Source organism: Micromonospora inaquosa (genome assembly GCF_003857055.1).
Lineage (GTDB): Bacteria > Actinomycetota > Actinomycetes > Mycobacteriales > Micromonosporaceae > Micromonospora > Micromonospora inaquosa.
In genome coordinates, this window is record NZ_QGSZ01000343.1 from 1 (window position 1) to 17,987 (window position 17,987).

The 17,987-nt window shown below is 69.4% G+C and carries 16 protein-coding genes and 1 tRNA gene; 10 read left to right on the plus strand and 7 right to left on the minus strand.

What is annotated here, in order from left to right; genetic code table 11:
• From DLJ59_RS31350 to DLJ59_RS31360, 3 genes are all read left to right on the plus strand, one after another.
• Positions 1–1,075 (plus strand): hypothetical protein (locus DLJ59_RS31350; RefSeq protein WP_124777420.1); only part of this gene is annotated, 1,075 nt, incomplete at its 5' end.
• A 280-nt stretch (positions 1,076–1,355) separates the two neighbouring features.
• Positions 1,356–3,203, plus strand: coding sequence for a 2-oxoacid:acceptor oxidoreductase subunit alpha (locus DLJ59_RS31355; protein WP_124777423.1), 1,848 nt, complete (start codon positions 1,356–1,358; stop codon positions 3,201–3,203).
• Entirely contained in the window at positions 3,196–4,230 is a 1,035-nt protein-coding gene (locus DLJ59_RS31360) for a 2-oxoacid:ferredoxin oxidoreductase subunit beta (protein WP_124777426.1), read from the plus strand. The genes DLJ59_RS31355 and DLJ59_RS31360 overlap by 8 nt, the downstream gene beginning before the upstream one ends.
• A 78-nt stretch (positions 4,231–4,308) precedes the next feature.
• Here the strand turns inward: DLJ59_RS31360 and DLJ59_RS31365 are convergent, their stop codons facing one another.
• Positions 4,309–6,069 carry a trypsin-like serine protease gene (locus DLJ59_RS31365; RefSeq protein ID WP_158630930.1) on the minus strand — a complete coding sequence of 587 codons (1,761 nt, stop codon included), beginning with the start codon at positions 6,067–6,069 and terminating at the stop codon, positions 4,309–4,311.
• A 466-nt stretch (positions 6,070–6,535) separates the two neighbouring features.
• Positions 6,536–7,180 carry an FMN-dependent NADH-azoreductase gene (locus DLJ59_RS31370; RefSeq protein WP_124777432.1) on the minus strand — a complete coding sequence of 215 codons (645 nt, stop codon included), beginning with the start codon at positions 7,178–7,180 and terminating at the stop codon, positions 6,536–6,538.
• Between the two features lie 82 nt (positions 7,181–7,262).
• Here DLJ59_RS31370 and DLJ59_RS31375 point away from each other — a divergent pair, with 82 nt between their 5' ends.
• Positions 7,263–7,760 (plus strand): MarR family winged helix-turn-helix transcriptional regulator, encoded by a 498-nt coding sequence (locus tag DLJ59_RS31375; protein WP_124777435.1) that lies wholly within the window; start codon positions 7,263–7,265, stop codon positions 7,758–7,760.
• Between the two features lie 63 nt (positions 7,761–7,823).
• Here the strand turns inward: DLJ59_RS31375 and DLJ59_RS31380 are convergent, their stop codons facing one another.
• On the minus strand, positions 7,824–8,837 hold the full coding sequence (locus DLJ59_RS31380; RefSeq protein ID WP_124777438.1) for a potassium channel family protein: 1,014 nt from the start codon (positions 8,835–8,837) through the stop codon (positions 7,824–7,826).
• Between the two features lie 186 nt (positions 8,838–9,023).
• On the opposite strand from DLJ59_RS31380, the gene DLJ59_RS31385 reads away from it, so the two are divergent.
• From DLJ59_RS31385 to DLJ59_RS31400, 4 genes are all read left to right on the plus strand, one after another.
• Positions 9,024–9,536: a SigE family RNA polymerase sigma factor gene (locus DLJ59_RS31385; protein ID WP_244236327.1), complete on the plus strand. Its 513-nt coding sequence runs from the start codon at positions 9,024–9,026 to the stop codon at positions 9,534–9,536.
• 11 nt (positions 9,537–9,547) lie between these two features.
• On the plus strand, positions 9,548–10,666 hold the full coding sequence (locus DLJ59_RS31390) for a hypothetical protein (RefSeq protein WP_124777441.1): 1,119 nt from the start codon (positions 9,548–9,550) through the stop codon (positions 10,664–10,666).
• A gap of 111 nt (positions 10,667–10,777) precedes the next feature.
• Positions 10,778–11,278 carry a helix-turn-helix domain-containing protein gene (locus DLJ59_RS31395; protein ID WP_124777443.1) on the plus strand — a complete coding sequence of 167 codons (501 nt, stop codon included), beginning with the start codon at positions 10,778–10,780 and terminating at the stop codon, positions 11,276–11,278.
• 135 nt (positions 11,279–11,413) lie between these two features.
• Complete coding sequence (locus DLJ59_RS31400) at positions 11,414–12,013, plus strand: ClpP family protease (protein WP_124777446.1); 600 nt, start codon at positions 11,414–11,416, stop codon at positions 12,011–12,013.
• A 9-nt stretch (positions 12,014–12,022) separates the two neighbouring features.
• Here DLJ59_RS31400 and DLJ59_RS31405 read toward each other — a convergent pair whose 3' ends face one another.
• From DLJ59_RS31405 to DLJ59_RS31415, 3 genes are read right to left on the minus strand one after another with little or no spacing between them, the layout of a single operon-like run.
• On the minus strand, positions 12,023–12,682 hold the full coding sequence (locus DLJ59_RS31405) for a response regulator (RefSeq protein WP_124777449.1): 660 nt from the start codon (positions 12,680–12,682) through the stop codon (positions 12,023–12,025).
• On the minus strand, positions 12,679–13,833 hold the full coding sequence (locus tag DLJ59_RS31410) for a sensor histidine kinase (protein ID WP_124777452.1): 1,155 nt from the start codon (positions 13,831–13,833) through the stop codon (positions 12,679–12,681). The genes DLJ59_RS31405 and DLJ59_RS31410 overlap by 4 nt, the downstream gene beginning before the upstream one ends.
• Positions 13,833–14,669, minus strand: a complete 837-nt coding sequence (locus DLJ59_RS31415; protein ID WP_124777456.1) for a CPBP family intramembrane glutamic endopeptidase — start codon at positions 14,667–14,669, stop codon at positions 13,833–13,835. Before DLJ59_RS31415 ends, DLJ59_RS31410 begins: the two co-directional genes overlap by 1 nt.
• Positions 14,670–14,937: 268 nt before the next feature.
• Here DLJ59_RS31415 and DLJ59_RS31420 point away from each other — a divergent pair, with 268 nt between their 5' ends.
• Positions 14,938–15,732 carry a maleylpyruvate isomerase N-terminal domain-containing protein gene (locus DLJ59_RS31420; protein ID WP_124777459.1) on the plus strand — a complete coding sequence of 265 codons (795 nt, stop codon included), beginning with the start codon at positions 14,938–14,940 and terminating at the stop codon, positions 15,730–15,732.
• Positions 15,733–16,414: 682 nt separating this feature from the next.
• Positions 16,415–16,831, plus strand: coding sequence for a GNAT family N-acetyltransferase (locus tag DLJ59_RS31430; RefSeq protein ID WP_341869663.1), 417 nt, complete (start codon positions 16,415–16,417; stop codon positions 16,829–16,831).
• Positions 16,832–17,123: 292 nt separating this feature from the next.
• Here DLJ59_RS31430 and DLJ59_RS31435 read toward each other — a convergent pair.
• Positions 17,124–17,199: transfer RNA gene (locus tag DLJ59_RS31435), tRNA-Arg, on the minus strand.
• Positions 17,200–17,987: the final 788 nt, after the last annotated feature.

The window sequence follows — 17,987 nt, forward strand, 5'->3', positions numbered from 1 at the left end:
GTCCACGCCTCCGGCTCCCCCCACACCCCCGGCTCCGCCGGTGCGACCGTCCGCGCCAGGTTCGGCGGCGGCTCCGCCGCAGAGCCCGCTGGGCGTGCAGGTCACCACCGGCGACGTCACCCTCAGCGAGACGTACTGGAACCTGCCGAGTACGGCGGCCACCCTGCAGGTCACGGTTCACAACACGGGCACCGCCACGCAGCGGATCCGACTCTCGTACACCCTGCCCGTCGGGCTGACCGACGGCGGCACGAGGGGCTGCGCCGCCGCCGGTCGTGCTGGTGCGTACCGCTGTGGGGCCTGGACCGCGGGGGCGGGCGCCCGGTTCAGCACAGTGCTGCGCCTACAGGTCGCTGGCACGGCGTGGAAGCAGATGCCGCTCAGCGGGTCCGTCCAGGTCATCGCGGACGTGCCGGGACTGGCCGGGGAGGCCACCGACGACCAGGGCTTCGCGGTGCTCTTCCCACCCGGGCCGCCGGTGCCCGGGATCGCGCTCGACGCCGACGAGGTGGTTTTCGACATCAGCGGCAGCCCCGGCACCCTCACACTCCGGCTGGGCAACACCGGCACGGTGGACGCCGCCGGCCGGGTCGAGGTCGCCCTGCCGACCGGGGTGACCGTGCCGAGCCCGCCACTCGGCTGCGTGGCGGTCGACCTGGCGCATACCCGCTGCGACGCCGGCCTGGTGTTGGCGGGCACTACCGCCGAGGTGCGGCTGCCGGTGGAGGCGACGCCGCAGGCCCAGCGGGAAGCGCCCTTGTCCGGTGCCGTGATCGGTCAACTCGATCCACGCAGCGGCCCGACCCGTCGGGTGCAGATGAGCTTCCGGATCACCGCGGCGGCCGCCCTGGCCACGCCGGTGGTCTCGCCGCCCGCGCCGACCGGCTCGCAAGGCGTACTCCCGGCCGGTGCCGCGACCCGAGACGGCGGGTTGACCTCGGTGCAGCGCACCGCGGTCATCCTGATCGTGGTCTCCACGCTGCTGGTGGTGCTGGCCCTCACGCTGGCCACGACCTCGCTGCGCCGCCGGTTCGCCGGCCCGCCGCCCGAGCCCGCGCCGAGTCCCGCCGACTGATCGACGGAGTACCCCGGCACCGCCCGGCCGGGGTCGTCGGCGCGACCGGGTGGTGATCTGAATTACGGCGGGCGGTGCGTAATACCGCAAAGGTGGGCATTTTTCACCAGTGTCTGGTCCCAGTCGGCGGACCTCCGGCGATAGTTAGGGCTCCCTTAGACGTAGGCTCTCAGGTGAGGAACGACAGCGGCCGGACCAGCCTGGAGCGGTGCGGTGAAGCGTTGCGTCAAGGAGGTTCCGTGGCCGGGCAAGCCCCGCAGTCGCGAACGAAGGTGGCACAGTGACCAAGCAGATCCGTCAACTCGACCGGGTCGTCATCCGGTTCGCCGGTGACTCCGGCGACGGCATGCAGCTGACCGGCGACCGGTTCACCTCGGAGACGGCGCAGCTCGGCAACGACATCTCCACACTGCCAAACTTTCCCGCCGAGATCCGGGCGCCCGCCGGCACCCTGCCGGGCGTGTCGAGCTTCCAGGTGCACTTCGCCGACTACGACATCCTCACGCCGGGCGACGCGCCCAACGTGCTGGTGGCGATGAACCCGGCGGCGCTCAAGGCCAACCTGGCCGACCTGCCGCGCGGCGCGGACATCATCGTCAACACCGACGAGTTCACCAAGCGCAACCTCGCCAAGGTCGGTTACCAGACCAGCCCACTGGACGACGACTCGCTCGCCGGCTACGTCGTGCACCCCGTGGCGTTGACCTCGATGACGGTCGGCGCGCTCGCCGCCCACCAGGTGTCCAAGAAGGACGCCGAGCGGTCGAAGAACATGTTCGCGCTCGGCCTGCTCTCCTGGATGTACTCCCGGCCCTTCGAGTCGACGCTGCGCTTCCTGGAGCGCAAGTTCGCGGCCCGCCCGGAGCTGGTCGCCGCGAACGTCGCCGCCTTCAAGGCCGGCTGGAACTTCGGCGAGACCACCGAGGACTTCGCGGTCCGCTACGAGGTCAAGCCGGCGAAGATGCAGCCGGGCACGTACCGCAACATCACCGGCAACGCGGCCCTCTCGCTGGGGCTGGTCGCCGCCGGGGTCCGCTCCGGGCTGCCGGTCTTCCTCGGCGCGTACCCGATCACGCCCGCGTCGGACATCCTGCACGAGCTGAGCAAGCACAAGCGCTTCGGCGTGCTCACCGTGCAGGCCGAGGACGAGATCGCCGCCGTCGGAGCCGCACTGGGCGCCTCTTACGGCGGGTCGCTCGGTGTGACCACCACCAGCGGCCCCGGCGTGGCACTCAAGAGCGAGACGATCTCGCTCGCGGTGGCGCTGGAGCTGCCGCTGGTGATCGTGGACGTGCAGCGCGCCGGCCCGTCGACCGGCATGCCGACCAAGACCGAGCAGGCCGACCTCAACATGGCGCTCTACGGTCGGCACGGCGAGGCGCCGGTCGCGGTGATCGCGCCCCGGTCACCGTCGGACTGCTTCTTCGCGGCGCTGGAGGCGGCCCGGATCGCGCTGACCTACCGCACCCCGGTGATCCTGCTGTCCGACAACTACGTCGCCAACGGATCCGAGCCGTGGCTGCTGCCCGACGTCGAGTCGCTGCCCGACCTGCGGGTCGAGTTCGCCACCAAGCCCAACGGTGAGGACGGCACCACCTTCCTGCCCTACCTGCGTGACCCGGAGACCCTGGCCCGACCGTGGGCGATCCCCGGCACGGCAGGCCTGGAGCACCGGATCGGCGGTCTGGAGAAGGCCGACAAGACCGGCGACATCTCCTACGACCCGGCCAACCACGACTTCATGGTGCGCACCCGGGCCGCCCGGATCGAAACTATCCCGGTGCCGGACATCGAGGTGGAGGACCCGGACGGCGACGCTCGGGTGCTGGTCCTCGGCTGGGGCTCGACGTACGGGCCGATCGGCGCGGCGTGCCGCGGCGTCCGCCAGCGCGGCCTCTCCATCGCCCAGGCACACCTGCGGCACCTGGCGCCGATGCCGGCCAACCTCGGTGAGGTGCTGCGCTCGTACGACAAGGTGGTCATCCCGGAGATGAACCTGGGCCAGCTCGCCCATGTCATCCGGGCCCGCTACCTGGTCGACGCGATCAGCTACAACCAGGTCCGCGGCCTTCCGTTCACGGCCGCCGAGCTGGAGACGACGCTGGAAGAGGTGCTGAAGAATGTCTGAGCCTGTGGCCGTCAAGCTCACCGCCAAGGACTTCAAGTCCGACCAGGAGGTGCGCTGGTGCCCCGGCTGCGGTGACTACGCGATCCTGGCGGCCATCCAGCAGTTCATGCCGGAGCTGAACATCCCCCGGGAACGCACCGTCTTCGTCTCCGGGATTGGCTGCTCGTCCCGTTTCCCGTACTACATGAACACGTACGGGATGCACTCGATCCACGGTCGGGCCCCGGCGATCGCGACCGGCCTGTCGGTGTCCCGGCCGGACCTGTCGGTCTGGGTGGTCACCGGCGACGGTGACGCGCTCTCCATCGGTGGCAACCATCTGATCCACGCGCTGCGACGCAACGTCAACCTCAAGATCCTGCTGTTCAACAACCGGATCTACGGTCTGACCAAGGGTCAGTATTCCCCGACGTCCGAGGTCGGCAAGATCACCAAGTCGACGCCGGCCGGCTCGGCGGACGCCCCGTTCAACCCGCTCTCGCTCGCCCTCGGCGCGGAGGCCAGCTTCGTCGGCCGGACCATCGACTCCGACCGCAAGCACCTGCAGTCGGTGCTGCGCGCCGCAGCGGAGCACGAGGGCTCGGCCTTCGTGGAGATCTACCAGAACTGCAACATCTTCAACGATGGGGCGTTCGAACAGCTCAAGGACCCGTCCACCCGGGACGACTACCTGATCCGCCTGGAGCACGGGCAGCCGATCACCTTCGGTGCCGACGGGCGGTTCTGCGTGGTGCACCCGCCGGGCGGCTTCGGCCTGGAGGTCCGGGACACCAGTTCGGTCCGCCCGGAGGAGATCGTCGTGCACGACGCGACGGTGACCGACCCGGCGTACGCCTTCGCGCTGTCCCGGCTGCCCGGTCTGGATCTGCGCAACACGCCGATCGGGGTGTTCCGCTCGGTGGACCGACCGTCCTACGACAGTGTGGTGCAGGGTCAGCTCGCGGCCGCCAAGGCGAAGGTCACCGAGACCCCCGAGCAGCAACTCGCCGGCCTGCTGGGCAGCGGCGACACCTGGACGATCATCTGATCGTGCGACAACGGGAAGGGCCCGCAACCGATTGGTTGCGGGCCCTTCCTTTTCGTTACCGCTGCTGGAACAACCGGATCAGAAGACCAGGTTGAAGCCACCCCAGCCGGTGCCGACGACCTTGCCGCTCGAGTCGATCCACTGGCCGTAGCCGTTGGTCGTGTAGAGCCGCATGTCGCCCTTGCTGTTGACGCCCAACATGTCCACCATGTTGTCGCCGCTCCAGTCGCCCGGAACGATGATGTTCTTGAAGCCCTGCCAGCCGGTACCGATCTTGGTGCCGAGCGGGTTGGTCCAGCCGCCTTTGCTGTCGGACTGGTACAGCTTCAGGTCGCCGGTCGAGGTGCGACCGATCAGCACCTCACGCCCGTCGCCCTTCCAGGCCCCGGGGGTGAGGAACAGGTTGAAGCCGTTCCAGCCGATACCGATCTTGGTGCCGAGCGGGTTCTCCCAGCCGCCCGCACCATTGCTGGTGTAGCGGATCAGGTCGCCGTTGGTCTTGCGCACCAGAAGGCTCGGCCGGTTGTTGCCCAGCCAGTTGTTCGTCACCATGAGCGCGGTGAAGCCCTGCCACCCGGTGCCGATCTTCTTTGCACCCCCGACGAATTCGCCCTTGCCATCGGTGTCGTAGATGAACAGATCACCGTTGGGCTTCATCGCCATGATGGACGGCTTCTTGTCGCCCTTCCAGTTGTAGACCCGGAAGACCCGGCTGTAGATGCCCCAACCGTTGCCGATCTTCTTGCTCAGGTAGAAGCCGCCGAGGCTGTTGTTGGCGAAGCCACTGCCCATGTACAGGCGGAGGTTGCCGGCGCTGTCACGCGTCAGCAGGTCCGAGTGACCATCGCCGGTCCAGTCCGCGTTGATCAGCGGCGGACGGGTCAGGTCCGCCTTGATCGAGTTGGCGTAGTAGCTCAGCCGCTCGTAGTAACCGGCGTACGAGCCACACGGCCGGAAGCCCCAGTCGGTGATGCCGACCTGGACCCCGTTGACAAGCAGCGGACCACCCGAGTCGCCCGAGCAGGTGTCACTGCTCGGCAGGGAGGGCGTGCCCGAGCCCGCGCAGATCATCCGGTTGGCGTCGTAGAGCCCCGGCGCGGCGCAGTCGGCGTTCGACCGCATCGCCACAGTGGCCTTGCGCAGCCGGCTGTCGGGGAACTCGTCATCCGAGGAGGTGATGCCGAAGCCCGCGATCTGGGCCGAGGTGCCGGCCGCGTACGGCTTCTGGTCGCCCTGGGCGCTCAGCGACACCGGCTTGTATTCGCTGGGCAGGTTCTGCTTGAGCGTGAGGACCGAGACGTCGTCCAGGATCGGCGCGTCCGGGTCCTTGTACTGCTGGGCGATGTTCCAGCCCGGGTGGGTCCAGGTCGAGCCGACCTCGGCGACGAAGCCGCTGCCGCCCACGATCTGGCCGTTGCTGTCGACCAGCCGGTCGTTGCCGGCGATGACCCGGGTGGTGCCGGGACCGTCGGCGGTGCAGTGCGCGGCCGTCAGCACCTTGTTGGGGGCGATGATCGTGCCGGTGCACCAGTACCAGTAGAAGATGCCTTCGAACTGGAGCGTGGTGACGACGCCAACGATGTACGGGAACTCCGAGGCGCTCGCGAGGTTGCCCGCGAAGATCTTCGGAGTAGCGCCGGTGCCGGACTGGAACCGGCGGCCCTTGGCACCCGGCGCGGGAAGAGCGAGCTTTCCCTTGTGGAGGTTGCGCAGCTTGCTCTCTTGGCCGGTGCGTGAAGCACCGGTCACCGCGTTGAACACGCCGTCCCCCGCGGGGGCGGCCTGAGCTGCCGTCGCGGGCACGAACGCCGCCACGCCGAGGAGAGCGAGGCTCGCCACGGCCCCGGCGGCCCATCGCCGTCGAGTTCCTGCGGATGTTGCCACTTCAGCCACTGATTGTTTCCCGTCGTTCGACTACGAGGCGCTCGGAACTGCCCGGGATGCCCTGCGTGGGACGCGACGGGTGAACGACAAGCCACACCGGGCGGATTCGCCCGGATCTGAAGATTTTCCCCGTCGTGCCTGCGCCAACGACGCTGCGCCGACAAGTCCCGGCAGCGACACCCATTGACAGCTCTAAGCGGGGACACCGTAGCAAGGGTTCGATCGGGAAGCTGCCCGGTAACGAGTTTTCTCCATGATCCGCAATCGGACCGCGACGAGCCGAGGGGGTCAGCGCAGCCACGACCCGTCCGGACGGGCTGCGGCCTCCAGCCGCCCGGTGTTCAAAACTGGATGTCCCGAGCCGGAGGGTGGCCGTCTGGTGTGGAACGACCACCCTCCGTCGCGATGAGGGGGCCAGCGGTCAGCGGGCGGTGCCGGCCGACGGCCAGAGGTTGTCGATTTCCTTCTCGGCCCGCGCGAGGCTCGCCTCGTGCAGCGGGATCAGTTCGGCCATCGCCGGCACCGACGGTGCCAGGGTCAGCTCGGCGCTGATGAAGCGCGGCTGCATGCCGGTCAGCGACAGGCCGTGCGGGAGCCACGGCTCCGCGTGGTCCCAGCCGTTGCGCGGGGCGCCCTCGCCGTATCCGCCGCCTCGGGTGGCCAGCACCACGAACTCGCGCCCGCCGAGCAGGCCCTCCTGCGTCGTGGGGTCGTACGCCAGCCCAGGAACGATCAGGTGATCAACCCAGGACTTGACGCTGCTGGGCGCGCCGTAGTTGTAGAGCGGCAGCCCGAGCAGCACCACGTCGGCCTGCTTCACCTCGTTGACCAACCGCCCGCTGAGCTCCCAGGAGTCGCGCTGGGCCGGCGTGTGCTGGTCTGGAGGCGTCATCCGCGCCAACCCGCCGGCCGCGTCCAGGTGTGGCAGCGGTTCGGCGCCCAGATCTCGGTAGGTCACCGTGCCGTCCGGGTGGGCCGCGCGCCACGCGTCGACCGCGCGGGCGGTGAGGCGCCGGCTGACCGACCAGTCACCACGGATGCTCGAATCAATATGCAGCAGATGCATTGTTCCTCCATCAGGAATCGTCTGTGCTGCATCAACCATTTATGGTAGGCCGATGTTCCTGCAGATCGGTAGACTGGGTCACATGTCCGCGCAGCCGCTCGACTCCGCAGAGCATCGCTCGGGCGCCCTCCTGGACCATCTGGCGCGGCGGATGCGCCTGCGGTCGGAGTCGGTGCTGGCGCCGCTGGGGCTACGCCCCCGGCACCTGGTCGCGCTCACCGTGCTGCGGGCCGGCGGCGACACCGGCCAACAGGCCCTCGCCACCATCCTGGAGATGGACAGCACCAACATCGTCGGGCTGCTCAACGAACTCGAAGCGAAGCAGCTGATTGAGCGGCGGCGATCCCCCGAGGACCGCCGCCGACACGTCGTCGAACTCACCAAAGATGGGGCAAAACGCCTCAGCGAGGCCGAATGCGCCCTCGCCAGCGCCGAGGACGAGGTGCTGGGCGCGCTGGATCACGCCGAGCGGGAGACCCTCTACGAGCTGCTCAGCCGGGCCGCCACGGGCACGTCGATCAACTGCGCCGAGACGATCTGCGTCACCAACGACGCCTGCCGATGCCGCGACGCCTGCTGACGCCGCGACGCCTGCGGACACCGGGCCCTTGGCGCCAGGAGTCGGTCCGCGAGGGTCGCCCGATCAGGCGGTGGTGGCCGACTGCGGACGATCGTCGCGGACGTGCACCAACATGTCGCCGGTCTCGATCACCGCGCCGGCCCGGTCGGCCAGGGTGACCACCTTGCCCCGCCGCACCAGGGCGATCACCAACGAGTCCAGCTCACGCGGCGAGCGGCCCACCTCGTCCCGCTCCGCGGAACGCATCGCCAGCGCCATGCCCTGGCCGGGAGTGAGCAGATCCTCCACCACGTCGATCAGCGGCGGCGCCGAGGTGGACAGGCCGAGCAGCCGGCCCGCCGTGGCCGAGGAGACGATCACGTGGTGCGCGCCGCTCTGCTTGAGCAGCGGGGCGTTCTCCGCCTCCCGCGCGGCCGCGATGATCCGGACCTGCCCCGCGGTGAGCTGCCGTACCGTCAACGCGACCAGCACCGACGCGTCGTCGCTGTCGGTAGCGATGATCACGGCCTTCGCGTTCTTGACGTGTGCCTCGTTCAGCACCGACGAGCGGGTCGCCGAGCCCTCGATCGCCACCAGCCCGGCCGAGGTGGCCTGCCGCAGGGCGGCGGCACTGCGCTCCACCACCACGATCCGCGAGCGGTCCAGACCGTTTTCCATCAGCGCGGAGACCGCACTGCGCCCCTTGGTGCCGTAGCCGCAGATGATGACGTGGTCCTTCACGGCTCTCCTCCACCGCGACAGGCGACGGCCGGTCCGGTACTGCTCGGTCAAGACTTCCAGGGTGGTACCGACCAGGATGATCAGGAAGATCACTCGGGCCGGGGTGATGAAGAGGACGTTGACCAACCGGGCCGACGGCGCGGCCGGGGTGATGTCCCCGTAGCCGGTGGTCGAGAGCGACACCACCGCGTAGTAGAAGCAGTCGAGCAGGGTGAGGCCGTCCTCGTTGACATCGCGGTAGCCGTCCCGGCCCAGGTAGACCGCGGCGACCACGGCGAAGACCAGGCCCAGGGCAGCCGCGAGCCGTAGGCTCAGCGCGCTCAGTGGACCCCGACGCTGCGCGGGGAAATGGATCACTGTCGAACCTGCTCCCCCACCGTCGCCTGCACGCCCACAACATAGCGGGTACGCCGCACACCGCACGTCCGGGTCGCACCGCAGGTCCGGGATGCACCGCGGACAACCGGCACCGGTCTCGGACCCGACTACTGGACGACAACAACGAACCGGTGCGGGCCGGCAGACGGAGGGGGTACCACCCTCGTGACGACGAGCGGCAGACGACGAGCCGAGGCGGACGACGAATACACCGAGTTCGTCCGTTCCCGGATGGTCCAGTGGCGGCGCACCGCCTACCTGATGTGCGGGGACTGGGACCGGGGCGACGACATCCTGCAACGGGTGCTCACCGAGCTGTACCGGAACTGGGCACGGGCCCGGCAGGCCGATCACCCGGACGCGCTGGTCCGCACCATGCTGCTTCGGCGGCTGATCGACGAGCGGCGGTTGCGCTGGGCCGGGGTCCGGCTCGGCACCGCACTGCCCGACGTGCCGACGGCCGCGACCGACCCGACCGACCGGATCACCCTGGTCGGGGCGCTGCGTCAGGTGCCGCCGCGGCAACGCGCGGCGCTGGTGCTGCGCTACTTCCAGGACCTCAGCGTCGAGGAGACCGCCCAGGCCATGGGCTGCTCGACCGGGACCGTCAAGAGCCAGACCGCCAAGGGCCTGGCCACCCTGCGCACCCTGCTCACCCCCAGCCTGACCGGCAACTGAGAGGAGCGACGATGCTTGACGAACGCCAGATTGGCGACCTGATGCTGACCGAGATCGAATCGGCCGAGCGGCCCTCCGCCGTGCTGGACGTGGGCCGGGCGATGACCACCGCACGGCGGCAACGCCGACTCGCCCAGGGAGCCGGCGCCGCGCTACTGGCAGCGACGCTGACCGTCGGCGGGCTCACCGTCCCCGACCTGCTGAGATCGGATCGACCGTCGACCTCCGCCCCGATCGGTGCGGCGCCCGCCGATGGCCAGACCGGCCTGCCGGTCGCGCTCACCACGATCGACCCCCAGCGGTTGTACGTCCGGTTCGGCTGGCTGCCGGACGGGATGCGGGATCTCCAGTACCAGGCCGGACTGCTCCTCTCCGGCCCCGGCGTCCTCCTGGGCGCGTCCAACGGCCGCGCCGAGGACGAACGGAAGTTCGTGACGGTCTCGCTCCTTCCGAAGGGCGTGGAGCCGTCGGCACCGCAGCGGGACAGCGGTGAACCCGCCGTGGCCGGCAAAACCGACAGGGGTCCCCGGCTCAACGGTGGGGACAGCGTCTTCGCCAACTACTCGGGCGCCGAGAAGCCGGAGGCGATTCTGCGCTGGCGGTACGCCCCGGACGGTTGGGCGCAGGTCCGGGTGGTCGGGACCGGGCCGGACGCGCGGGGCACCGCGGCGCAGGTCGCGCGGTCGCTGCGCTTCGGCGCCGACACGGTCCCGATGCCGGCGACCGTGCCGGGCGTACCCGCCAACCTGCGGATGATCACGCTCAACGTGGATGAGTCGCTGGATGAGCCGACGTCCTGGTACGCCGGGTGGACCTGGACCCCGGAGCCGGCCACCGCCGAGCCGCGGTGGCAGCGGGCCCGCACGCTGACCGTCGGCGTCTCCCGCTACCGCAACGTCACCGATCCCACCGACAGGGCGTACGTCAACCCGAACACCACCTTTGACGGACACCCGGCGCGGTTCGGTGGCGAGGGCGGCAACGAGTCGCTGACCGTCTACGACGTCGATGGGGCGACTGTGACGATCGACGACAGCGCGCTGCTTCCGGCCGGTGGCACCCGTGCGCTGTTCCGGGCGCTCACGCTGGTGCCCGAGCCGGCCACCTGGCACACGCACCTACACCCGTGAGGTGTCGGGCCCGCGCCGAACGGCGGCGCGGGCCCGCACGGGCAGCCGGCGAGCCCCGCAACGGGCATGATGGGAACGTCCCCCGACGACGACCGCGAGAGTGAGGCCGGCATGTCGTTGCTGCGACGAGTCATCGGCGGGGTGCTGCGCCGCCACCGTCAGCGTCAGGGCCGCACGCTGCGCGAGGTGGCCGAGTCGGCCGACGTTTCGGTGCCCTACCTGTCGGAGGTGGAGCGGGGCCGCAAGGAGGCCTCCTCGGAGGTGCTAGCGGCGATCTGCCGGGCGCTCGGCATCAGCCTCGCCGACCTGCTCGGTGAGGCCCGCGACGACATGCGCCGGGTCGAGCCCCGCCTCCCTGCGGCACCCCGTGCCGCGCTGACCCACCTGGAGCCTGTCGAGGCGGTCCGACGCGAAATCGGCAATGCCACCCTGCTGGTGGGTCCGCTCGGCGGCGGACTGCCCCTGCAACGAGCGTCCAAGGCCGGCGAGCCGACAATGCGTGTCGACGTGCCGGTCTCCGCTGATGGCTCGCGCCCCGGTCCGCGTACCCAATGCCTGGCTGGCGGCGGGGAGTCGGTCCTGGTCGGCGCGCGGCGGCTGACCGCCGCGTAGGCCGCGCGGTTCTGCCGTCGGCGGATCTGCCGGCGGCAGAATCACTGGGCCAACCACCACCGTCGTACGCACGCTGGAGGGGCCGGTCCACCGGGCGGTCCCACCGCCCGCCGGCACGGTGGAAGGTGGCGGCACATGATCGGGTACGGCGTGCGGATGTTGGATGGCGGGCAGCCGTCCTTCGGTGACCAGGTGTTCGAGCGGCTGCTCCGCGAGCGGATCGTCTTCCTCGGCACGGAGGTGACCGAGGAGTCGGCCAACCAGATCTGCGCGCAGATCCTGCTGCTCGCGGCTGAGGACGCCGACCGGGACATCTTCCTCTACATCAACTCGCCGGGTGGTTCGGTGAGCGCGGGGATGGCGGTCTACGACACGATGCGCTACGTCCGCAACGACGTCGCCACACTGGCGCTCGGGTTCGCCGGCTCGATGGGACAGTTCCTGCTCTGCGCCGGCGCGGCCGGCAAGCGGTACGCACTGCCGCACTCGCGGGTCATGATGCACCAGCCGTCCGGAGGTATGGGCGGGACGGCCGCGGACATCACCATCCAGGCGGAGAACATGCTGCACGTGAAGCGGACGATGCAGGAGCTGATCGCCCAGCACAGCGGACGGACGCTCGACGAGATCCAGCGCGACTGGGACCGGGACCGTTGGTTCACCGCGGAGCAGGCCCGGGAGTACGGCCTCATCGACCAGGTGGTCACCCGAGCCGAACAGCTACCGGCGGTCTGACCCGCATCCTCAGGTCGCCAGGCCCGCGCGGTACGCGTAGACCACCGCCTGCACGCGGTCGCGCAGGTCGAGCTTGGTGAGGATGCGTGACACGTACGTCTTGACGGTCTCCTGGCTGATCACCAACGTCGCGGCGATCTCGCTGTTGGACAGGCCGTTGGCGATGAGGCGCAGCACCTCCAGCTCGCGCGGGGTCAGCCCGACGTCGTTTGGCGTGCCCTCGGCGGGACGGATGCGCGCCGCGTACCTTCCCACGAGTTGCCTGGTCACCTCGGGCGCCAGCAGCGCGGCACCGCTCGCGACCGTGCGGATGCCGTCCAGCAATTGGGCCGGCGGGGCGTCCTTGAGCAGGAACCCGCTTGCTCCGGCGCGCAGCGCCTCGTACACGTACTCGTCGAGATTGAACGTCGTCACCACGAGCACCTTGACGGGTCGGGCCACTCCGGCGCCGGCCAGCAGGCGAGTCGCCTTGATGCCGTCGAGTACGGGCATCCGTACGTCCATCACGACCACGTCCGGATGCAGCCGGCCGGCGAGGTCGACCGCCGCACGCCCGTCGCCGCACTCGCCCACCACCTCCAGATCGGGCTGAGCGTCGATGATCGTCGCGAAGCCGGTGCGGATCAGTGCCTGGTCGTCGCAGACCAGCACGCGAATCGGCGTCGTCACGACGGGTTCCCGGTGGGGATGCGGGCCGACACGACGAACCCGCCGCCCGCGCGCGGTCCTGCGCTGAACTCGCCACCCAGCACGACGACCCGTTCGCGGAGCCCAGCAAGGCCGCGTCCGCTTCCCCCGGGGGCCCCGGCGTACGATCCCGAGTCTTCGGTGGTGACCTCCACAGTGGTTTCCCTCTCTCCGTGCTGCACGTGAACGGTGGTACGCACGCCGTGGGCGTACTTCAGGGCGTTCGTCAGCGCCTCCTGCACCACCCGGTAGGCCGCGACCTCGGCACCGCCGGTCGTGTCCGCCGGGCTGCCGTCCTCGGTGAAGTCCACGGGCTGCCCGGCCTGCCGGGTCTGCTCGACGAGGGCGCGGAGCTCGCTGACGGACGGCGTACGCGGATCGGTGCTGTGGTCGGGGTTGAGCAGGTCGAGCAGGTGACGCAGGTCGGTGATGGCCCGGCGGCCGGTGTCGGTGATGGCGGTGAGGGTCGTGTCGAGGCGTTCGGGGGCGGCGACCAGATAGCGGGCCGCCTCGGCCTGCACGACCATCGCCGTCACGTGGTGGGTCACGATGTCGTGGAGTTCGCTGGCGATGCGGGTGCGTTCGGCGGCGCGGGCGGTCAGGGCGATGTAACGGCGGCGTTCGGCCTCGGCGGCCCGGGACTGCCGCAGCCAGGCTCCGATGCCCCAGGCCAGGACCAGCAGAAGGTAGAAAGTGCCGAACCCGGTCACGCCCTCGGGCGACCCTTGCCGGTCGAGAGCCACGGCCAGCGCCACGTACGCGGCGGAAGCCAGGACCATCGTGGTACGCCGACGACGTTCAAGGTGTGCCCCCGCGCTCAGCAGCGCGATGGCAAGCGCGGAACCCGCAACCGTGTGATACGCACGGAGCTGGTCGATCACGAAGCCGACCGACACCAGGGCGAGGCAGAGGGCGGGCCAGCGTCGGCGGACCGCGAGCGGGAGGCACTCCAGGGCGAGCACCGCGACGGTCAGCGCGTCGAAGGGACGCCCCGGGAGGTCGCCGAGCTGCGTACCGTGGTTCTGCAGCGGGGGCAGCACCGACGCGAGGGCGAGCAGCAGCCCCAACGGGAAATCCCGGACCGTGACGTCCCACCGCCGCCACGAGTCCGGGACCCCCCGAAGGTCGATCATCAGGAAACCGTAGCCGTCGCCGGCTGGACGTCGATCGCGCGTCGGCGACGCGGAACGATGTGACCACGACGGTGGGCCAACCACATGAACACCAGTGTCAACACCACACCCGCCGCCACCGTGTAGAGGCTCCCCTCCGGGCCGAAGTCGCCGCCGGTGACCATGGTCGGGCCGGACATCGTGGTGGCCAGCAGACCCTCGGACTGACCGGTGCCGGAGACCACGACACTGAAAATACCGCCGGCGGCGAAGTTCCAACCGAAGTGCAGGCCGATCGGCACCCAGAGGTTGCGGGTGGCCGCGTAGCAGGCGGCGAGCATGAACCCGGCCTCCACCACGATGCAGATCGCGCCCCATATGCTGGCATCGGCATTCAACAGGTGCATCAGGCCGAACACCCCGCCGGTGAGCACCAGTGCGAGCCAGGTGCCCGTGCGTTCCTCGACGACCCGGAACAGGACGCCCCGGAAGAGCAACTCCTCGGTCACGGCGGCGGCGGCCATGAGCCCGAGAATCGCCACCGCGCCCGACACCGAGCCCAGGCCGTTGACGTCGTAGTCGGCGACGAAGGCGATGTTGATGATCACCGCGGCGAACATCCCGAACCCGATCAGCGCCCCGCGGGCGATCCGAGCGACGGCGCCGGCTCGCGCCAGCTCCGTGACCGCGCGATGCTCGGTACGCCGTACCACCCAGCCGTAGACGAGGACCGCGACCACGGCCGTCAACACACCGATGATCAGAGTGAGCCAGGCGTTCCCCTTCACCGCGACGATGGCCTGGCCACCGACGAAGGTGACCGCCGCAACGGCCACTAGCTGTTTCAACAAGCGCATGATGACTCCCTCAACGAGATCGGCGGCTGAGGCGCAGCGGCCACGTCAAACGCTATGGAGTCGTCGGTCAGGAATCGTCACCGTGCGGTGGACACTTGCGGGTAGCTCGCACGGGGGACCTCCGCCGCGCGTGCATCGCCGCTGCCTGGTGCCTCGCTTACAAACGGTGCAAGAAACGGCAGGTGGAACCCTGGCGCGCCAGTGCCGCGGTCGCGTCGGCTACGAAAATCGCTGTCCGGTTGGTGGAACGCACTGGTAGAAAGCCGGGGTGCATGAGACTTTGACGTTCACTGATCATCTGCGGCTGATTGACGATCGGTCGACCGCCTTCCGTGCCGTGGTCGCTGCGGCGCCCAGCCTCGACGTGCCGGTGCCGAGCTGTCCGGGGTGGACGCTGTTCGATCTCGTGCAGCACCTGGGCATGGGCCGCCGCAGGTCGGCCGCCATCGTCGCCGCCGGGCCGGCCGACGCTCCCCCGGACAAGTCCGCCTGGGAGGACGGCATGGGTGCGCCTCGGGAACGCGAAGCTCTGCTGGCCTGGTGGACCGAGTCCGTCGAGCGACTGACGAGCGCGCTGCGTGAGGCCGGCCCGGACCGCGGTTGTTGGACGTGGTGGGGTGACTCGCAATCACCGGAAACCTCCGGTGCATGGGCTCGGCGCCAGGTGCCCGAGATCGCGGTGCACACCTACGATGCCCAACTCGCCCTGGGGAACCCGGAACCGCTGCCGGAGGAGGTCGCCCTCGACGGTTTCGACGACTGCCAGTTCACCCTCTGCTCGACGGATGTCGCCTGGCCGCACGAACCCGCCATCGTCGATTACTACGCCACCGAGGGCCGCTCTTGGCGCCTTCGGCTGTCCCCCGACGGCGCATGGGCCGCCCACCTCGGCGCACCGGCTGCCAACGAGGACCCGGTCACGGCCGACGTCTCCGCCCGGGGCACGGCAAGTGACCTGGTCCTGTTCTTTTACGGCCGCATACCGCTGGATTCTCCGAAGCTGGAGCTGGACGGCGACCGTCGCGTCTTCGACCAGCTCATCGCCTGGGACCCGTCCGTGTAACAACGCCCCCTTCATCGTGGGTCGCGGCTGGTCTGGACATGACGTACGACGAGGATGGCCTGGACGATCGCGGTGACCAAGAGCCGACCACAGGCAGGCAAGCGGTGGACTGATAGCGGCGAGGTTCATGACGACCGAGGGCTGAAGTATCGAGCCGAGGATGAGCCGCGTACTGCTGGAGGTCTACGCCAAGCGCATCGACGGCGCGGAGGCCACCGTCAACGACAGGATCGCTGAGGCTCTGACCGGCGTGGCGTGGCCCGTGTAAAGGTCCCCGTTACGGATCTTGCCCCGGTCGTGTCGGCTGACCTGGGCAGATGCCTTCAAGGTCATTCGCGTCTGTTCCGCGACCTACGACAAACGGCGGCTTCCGGTGGCCTACGCCTGCACACCCGCTCCAATTGAACGGCAACGGGCACGCAGCGGGCACGGGCCCGGGCCCGGCTGCTGAGGGCAAGCGAGGGCGGCGGATACGAGGCCCCCGACTTCTGGCCCGTCGATGGCCCGGCGGTCGGCCTCCGTCTTGCAGAGACCGCTCGGCCTGTCGACAGACGCCGGAGGTTGATGGACGATGACACCCGTGCTAAAAATCGGCCTCTTGACTGAAAGCGACCGAAACGGGTGGGAAGGGCTGACTCGTAGATTTCACGCCCATTTCGCCGGTCGGCCCGGTCGGCCCGCGATGGAGGTCGACGACGACGGCTACGAGCACACATGGCATCGCTTAATCGACCGCGGGCAGGTACGCGGCATCTACGCAAGACTCGACGGCAACATGGTGGGCATCGCGCACTACCTGTTCCACACCAGCGTCTGGGGGGCCGGGAGATGCTACCTGGCGGAGTTGTTCGTGGATCCGCACGCACGACGGCGAGGTATCGCGACCGCGATGATTGAGTGGGTGGCGCGGGACGCCGAGGAGCACGGTGCCCCACGTCTCTACTGGAATACAGAGGTGGACGCCGAAGCTCGCGCGCTGTACGACAAGGTTGGCGTCTACAGGGGCTACATCCTCTACAACTACTCACGGCCTGCGAAGGCCACGAGCGGCTCCGCTCCTGCTGCCACAAGGCGGGCCTCAGAGCCATCTCCGCCGTGAGTCCCACACACCCTGACCCATGGTCTGCTCGGCTCTGCCTGGGACTCATGGTGGAGATGGCGACCACCCGCTCAACCACCGATTACCGCACCGTCCGGACGGACTTCCCCCAACTCTGTCGTAGATCCCCCCGCCCGGAGGGCAAAATCTTTGCAGGCCGAGCGCTGCCGGCGCGGCCCGCTTGCGGGCCCGCCTTGATGCGAGCAGGGAGAAGCTGGCGAGGCGATCGGGCACGCAGCGGGCACGCAAGCCCCGGAAGGCGGATCAGTGATCGAGGATCAAGATTGTGACCTGGTGCCCCCGGCAGGATTCGAACCTGCGACACACGGTTTAGGAAACCGGCACTCTATCCCCTGAGCTACGAGGGCGCGAGAGACCAGTGTAGCCACCCGTGGGTTGACCCACGTTGGCGGGGACTGACCCGCGTTGGCCTGCGTTACCCCTGCCAACCCATCCAGCCAATGGCACATCCCTCACCACACGGCGTGAGCCGGCAACCTTGGTCTTTCACCCCGACTGACCCGCAGTGGCACCGGTTAGCACCGGTTAGCCTCCGCTGGAGAACACACATCGTGCACACATCAGATAAGATCAACATCCGGTGCATGACCTCACCGCGGCTCGCCCGCGACCTCGCCTTTAGCGCGACGCCTCGCCGGACGCCCTGACATCAACGGAGCACCCGTTGGGAGCGTCGAGCCAACATTCGCTCGCGCATCCGGACCGAGTACGCGCGAGCCGCGGCCGCGGTCACCGCAGCGACCATCGACCCACCCACTCCGGCATAGATGGCCGTCGAGCGAACGGGGTAGGCGCGCGAGACCACCTGCCAGACGGGCCATGTGCCCAGGATCTGAAAAAGGGAGCTGGGCGCTCGCGACGGCTGCAAGGCCAGCTTTCCGCTTGGTGTTGCTCTGGCCGCCCCACCGCAACCAGGATCCCAGCCGACTCGAACTCGTCGAGGATCGCTAGGCCACCAGCCTTCGAGGCGGTGAGGTTGCGCGAGCGTCGGACTGTCCGCTGGAGCGATGTCGGGGTACTCGTTGGAGTGCAGAGCTAGGTACAGCTGATCTTGCAGAGGTGCGCACCGTGTGTCCGTCGCCAGTGGGTGACTGAGGGTGAGGCTGCTCGGGTCGTGATCGGACCGGGGTGGGGC

What these genes read in the sequence shown, in the direction of transcription:
- DLJ59_RS31430 (WP_341869663.1), top strand. Translation starts at nt 16,415, where the DNA reads ATGGAGGTCGACGACGACGGCTACGAGCACACATGGCATCGCTTAATC.
- DLJ59_RS31370 (WP_124777432.1), bottom strand. Translation starts at nt 7,180, where the DNA reads ATGCATCTGCTGCATATTGATTCGAGCATCCGTGGTGACTGGTCGGTC.
- DLJ59_RS31395 (WP_124777443.1), top strand. Translation starts at nt 10,778, where the DNA reads ATGTCGTTGCTGCGACGAGTCATCGGCGGGGTGCTGCGCCGCCACCGT.
- DLJ59_RS31375 (WP_124777435.1), top strand. Translation starts at nt 7,263, where the DNA reads ATGTCCGCGCAGCCGCTCGACTCCGCAGAGCATCGCTCGGGCGCCCTC.
- DLJ59_RS31410 (WP_124777452.1), bottom strand. Translation starts at nt 13,833, where the DNA reads ATGATCGACCTTCGGGGGGTCCCGGACTCGTGGCGGCGGTGGGACGTC.
- DLJ59_RS31415 (WP_124777456.1), bottom strand. Translation starts at nt 14,669, where the DNA reads ATGCGCTTGTTGAAACAGCTAGTGGCCGTTGCGGCGGTCACCTTCGTC.
- DLJ59_RS31400 (WP_124777446.1), top strand. Translation starts at nt 11,414, where the DNA reads ATGATCGGGTACGGCGTGCGGATGTTGGATGGCGGGCAGCCGTCCTTC.
- DLJ59_RS31390 (WP_124777441.1), top strand. Translation starts at nt 9,548, where the DNA reads ATGCTTGACGAACGCCAGATTGGCGACCTGATGCTGACCGAGATCGAA.
- DLJ59_RS31360 (WP_124777426.1), top strand. Translation starts at nt 3,196, where the DNA reads ATGTCTGAGCCTGTGGCCGTCAAGCTCACCGCCAAGGACTTCAAGTCC.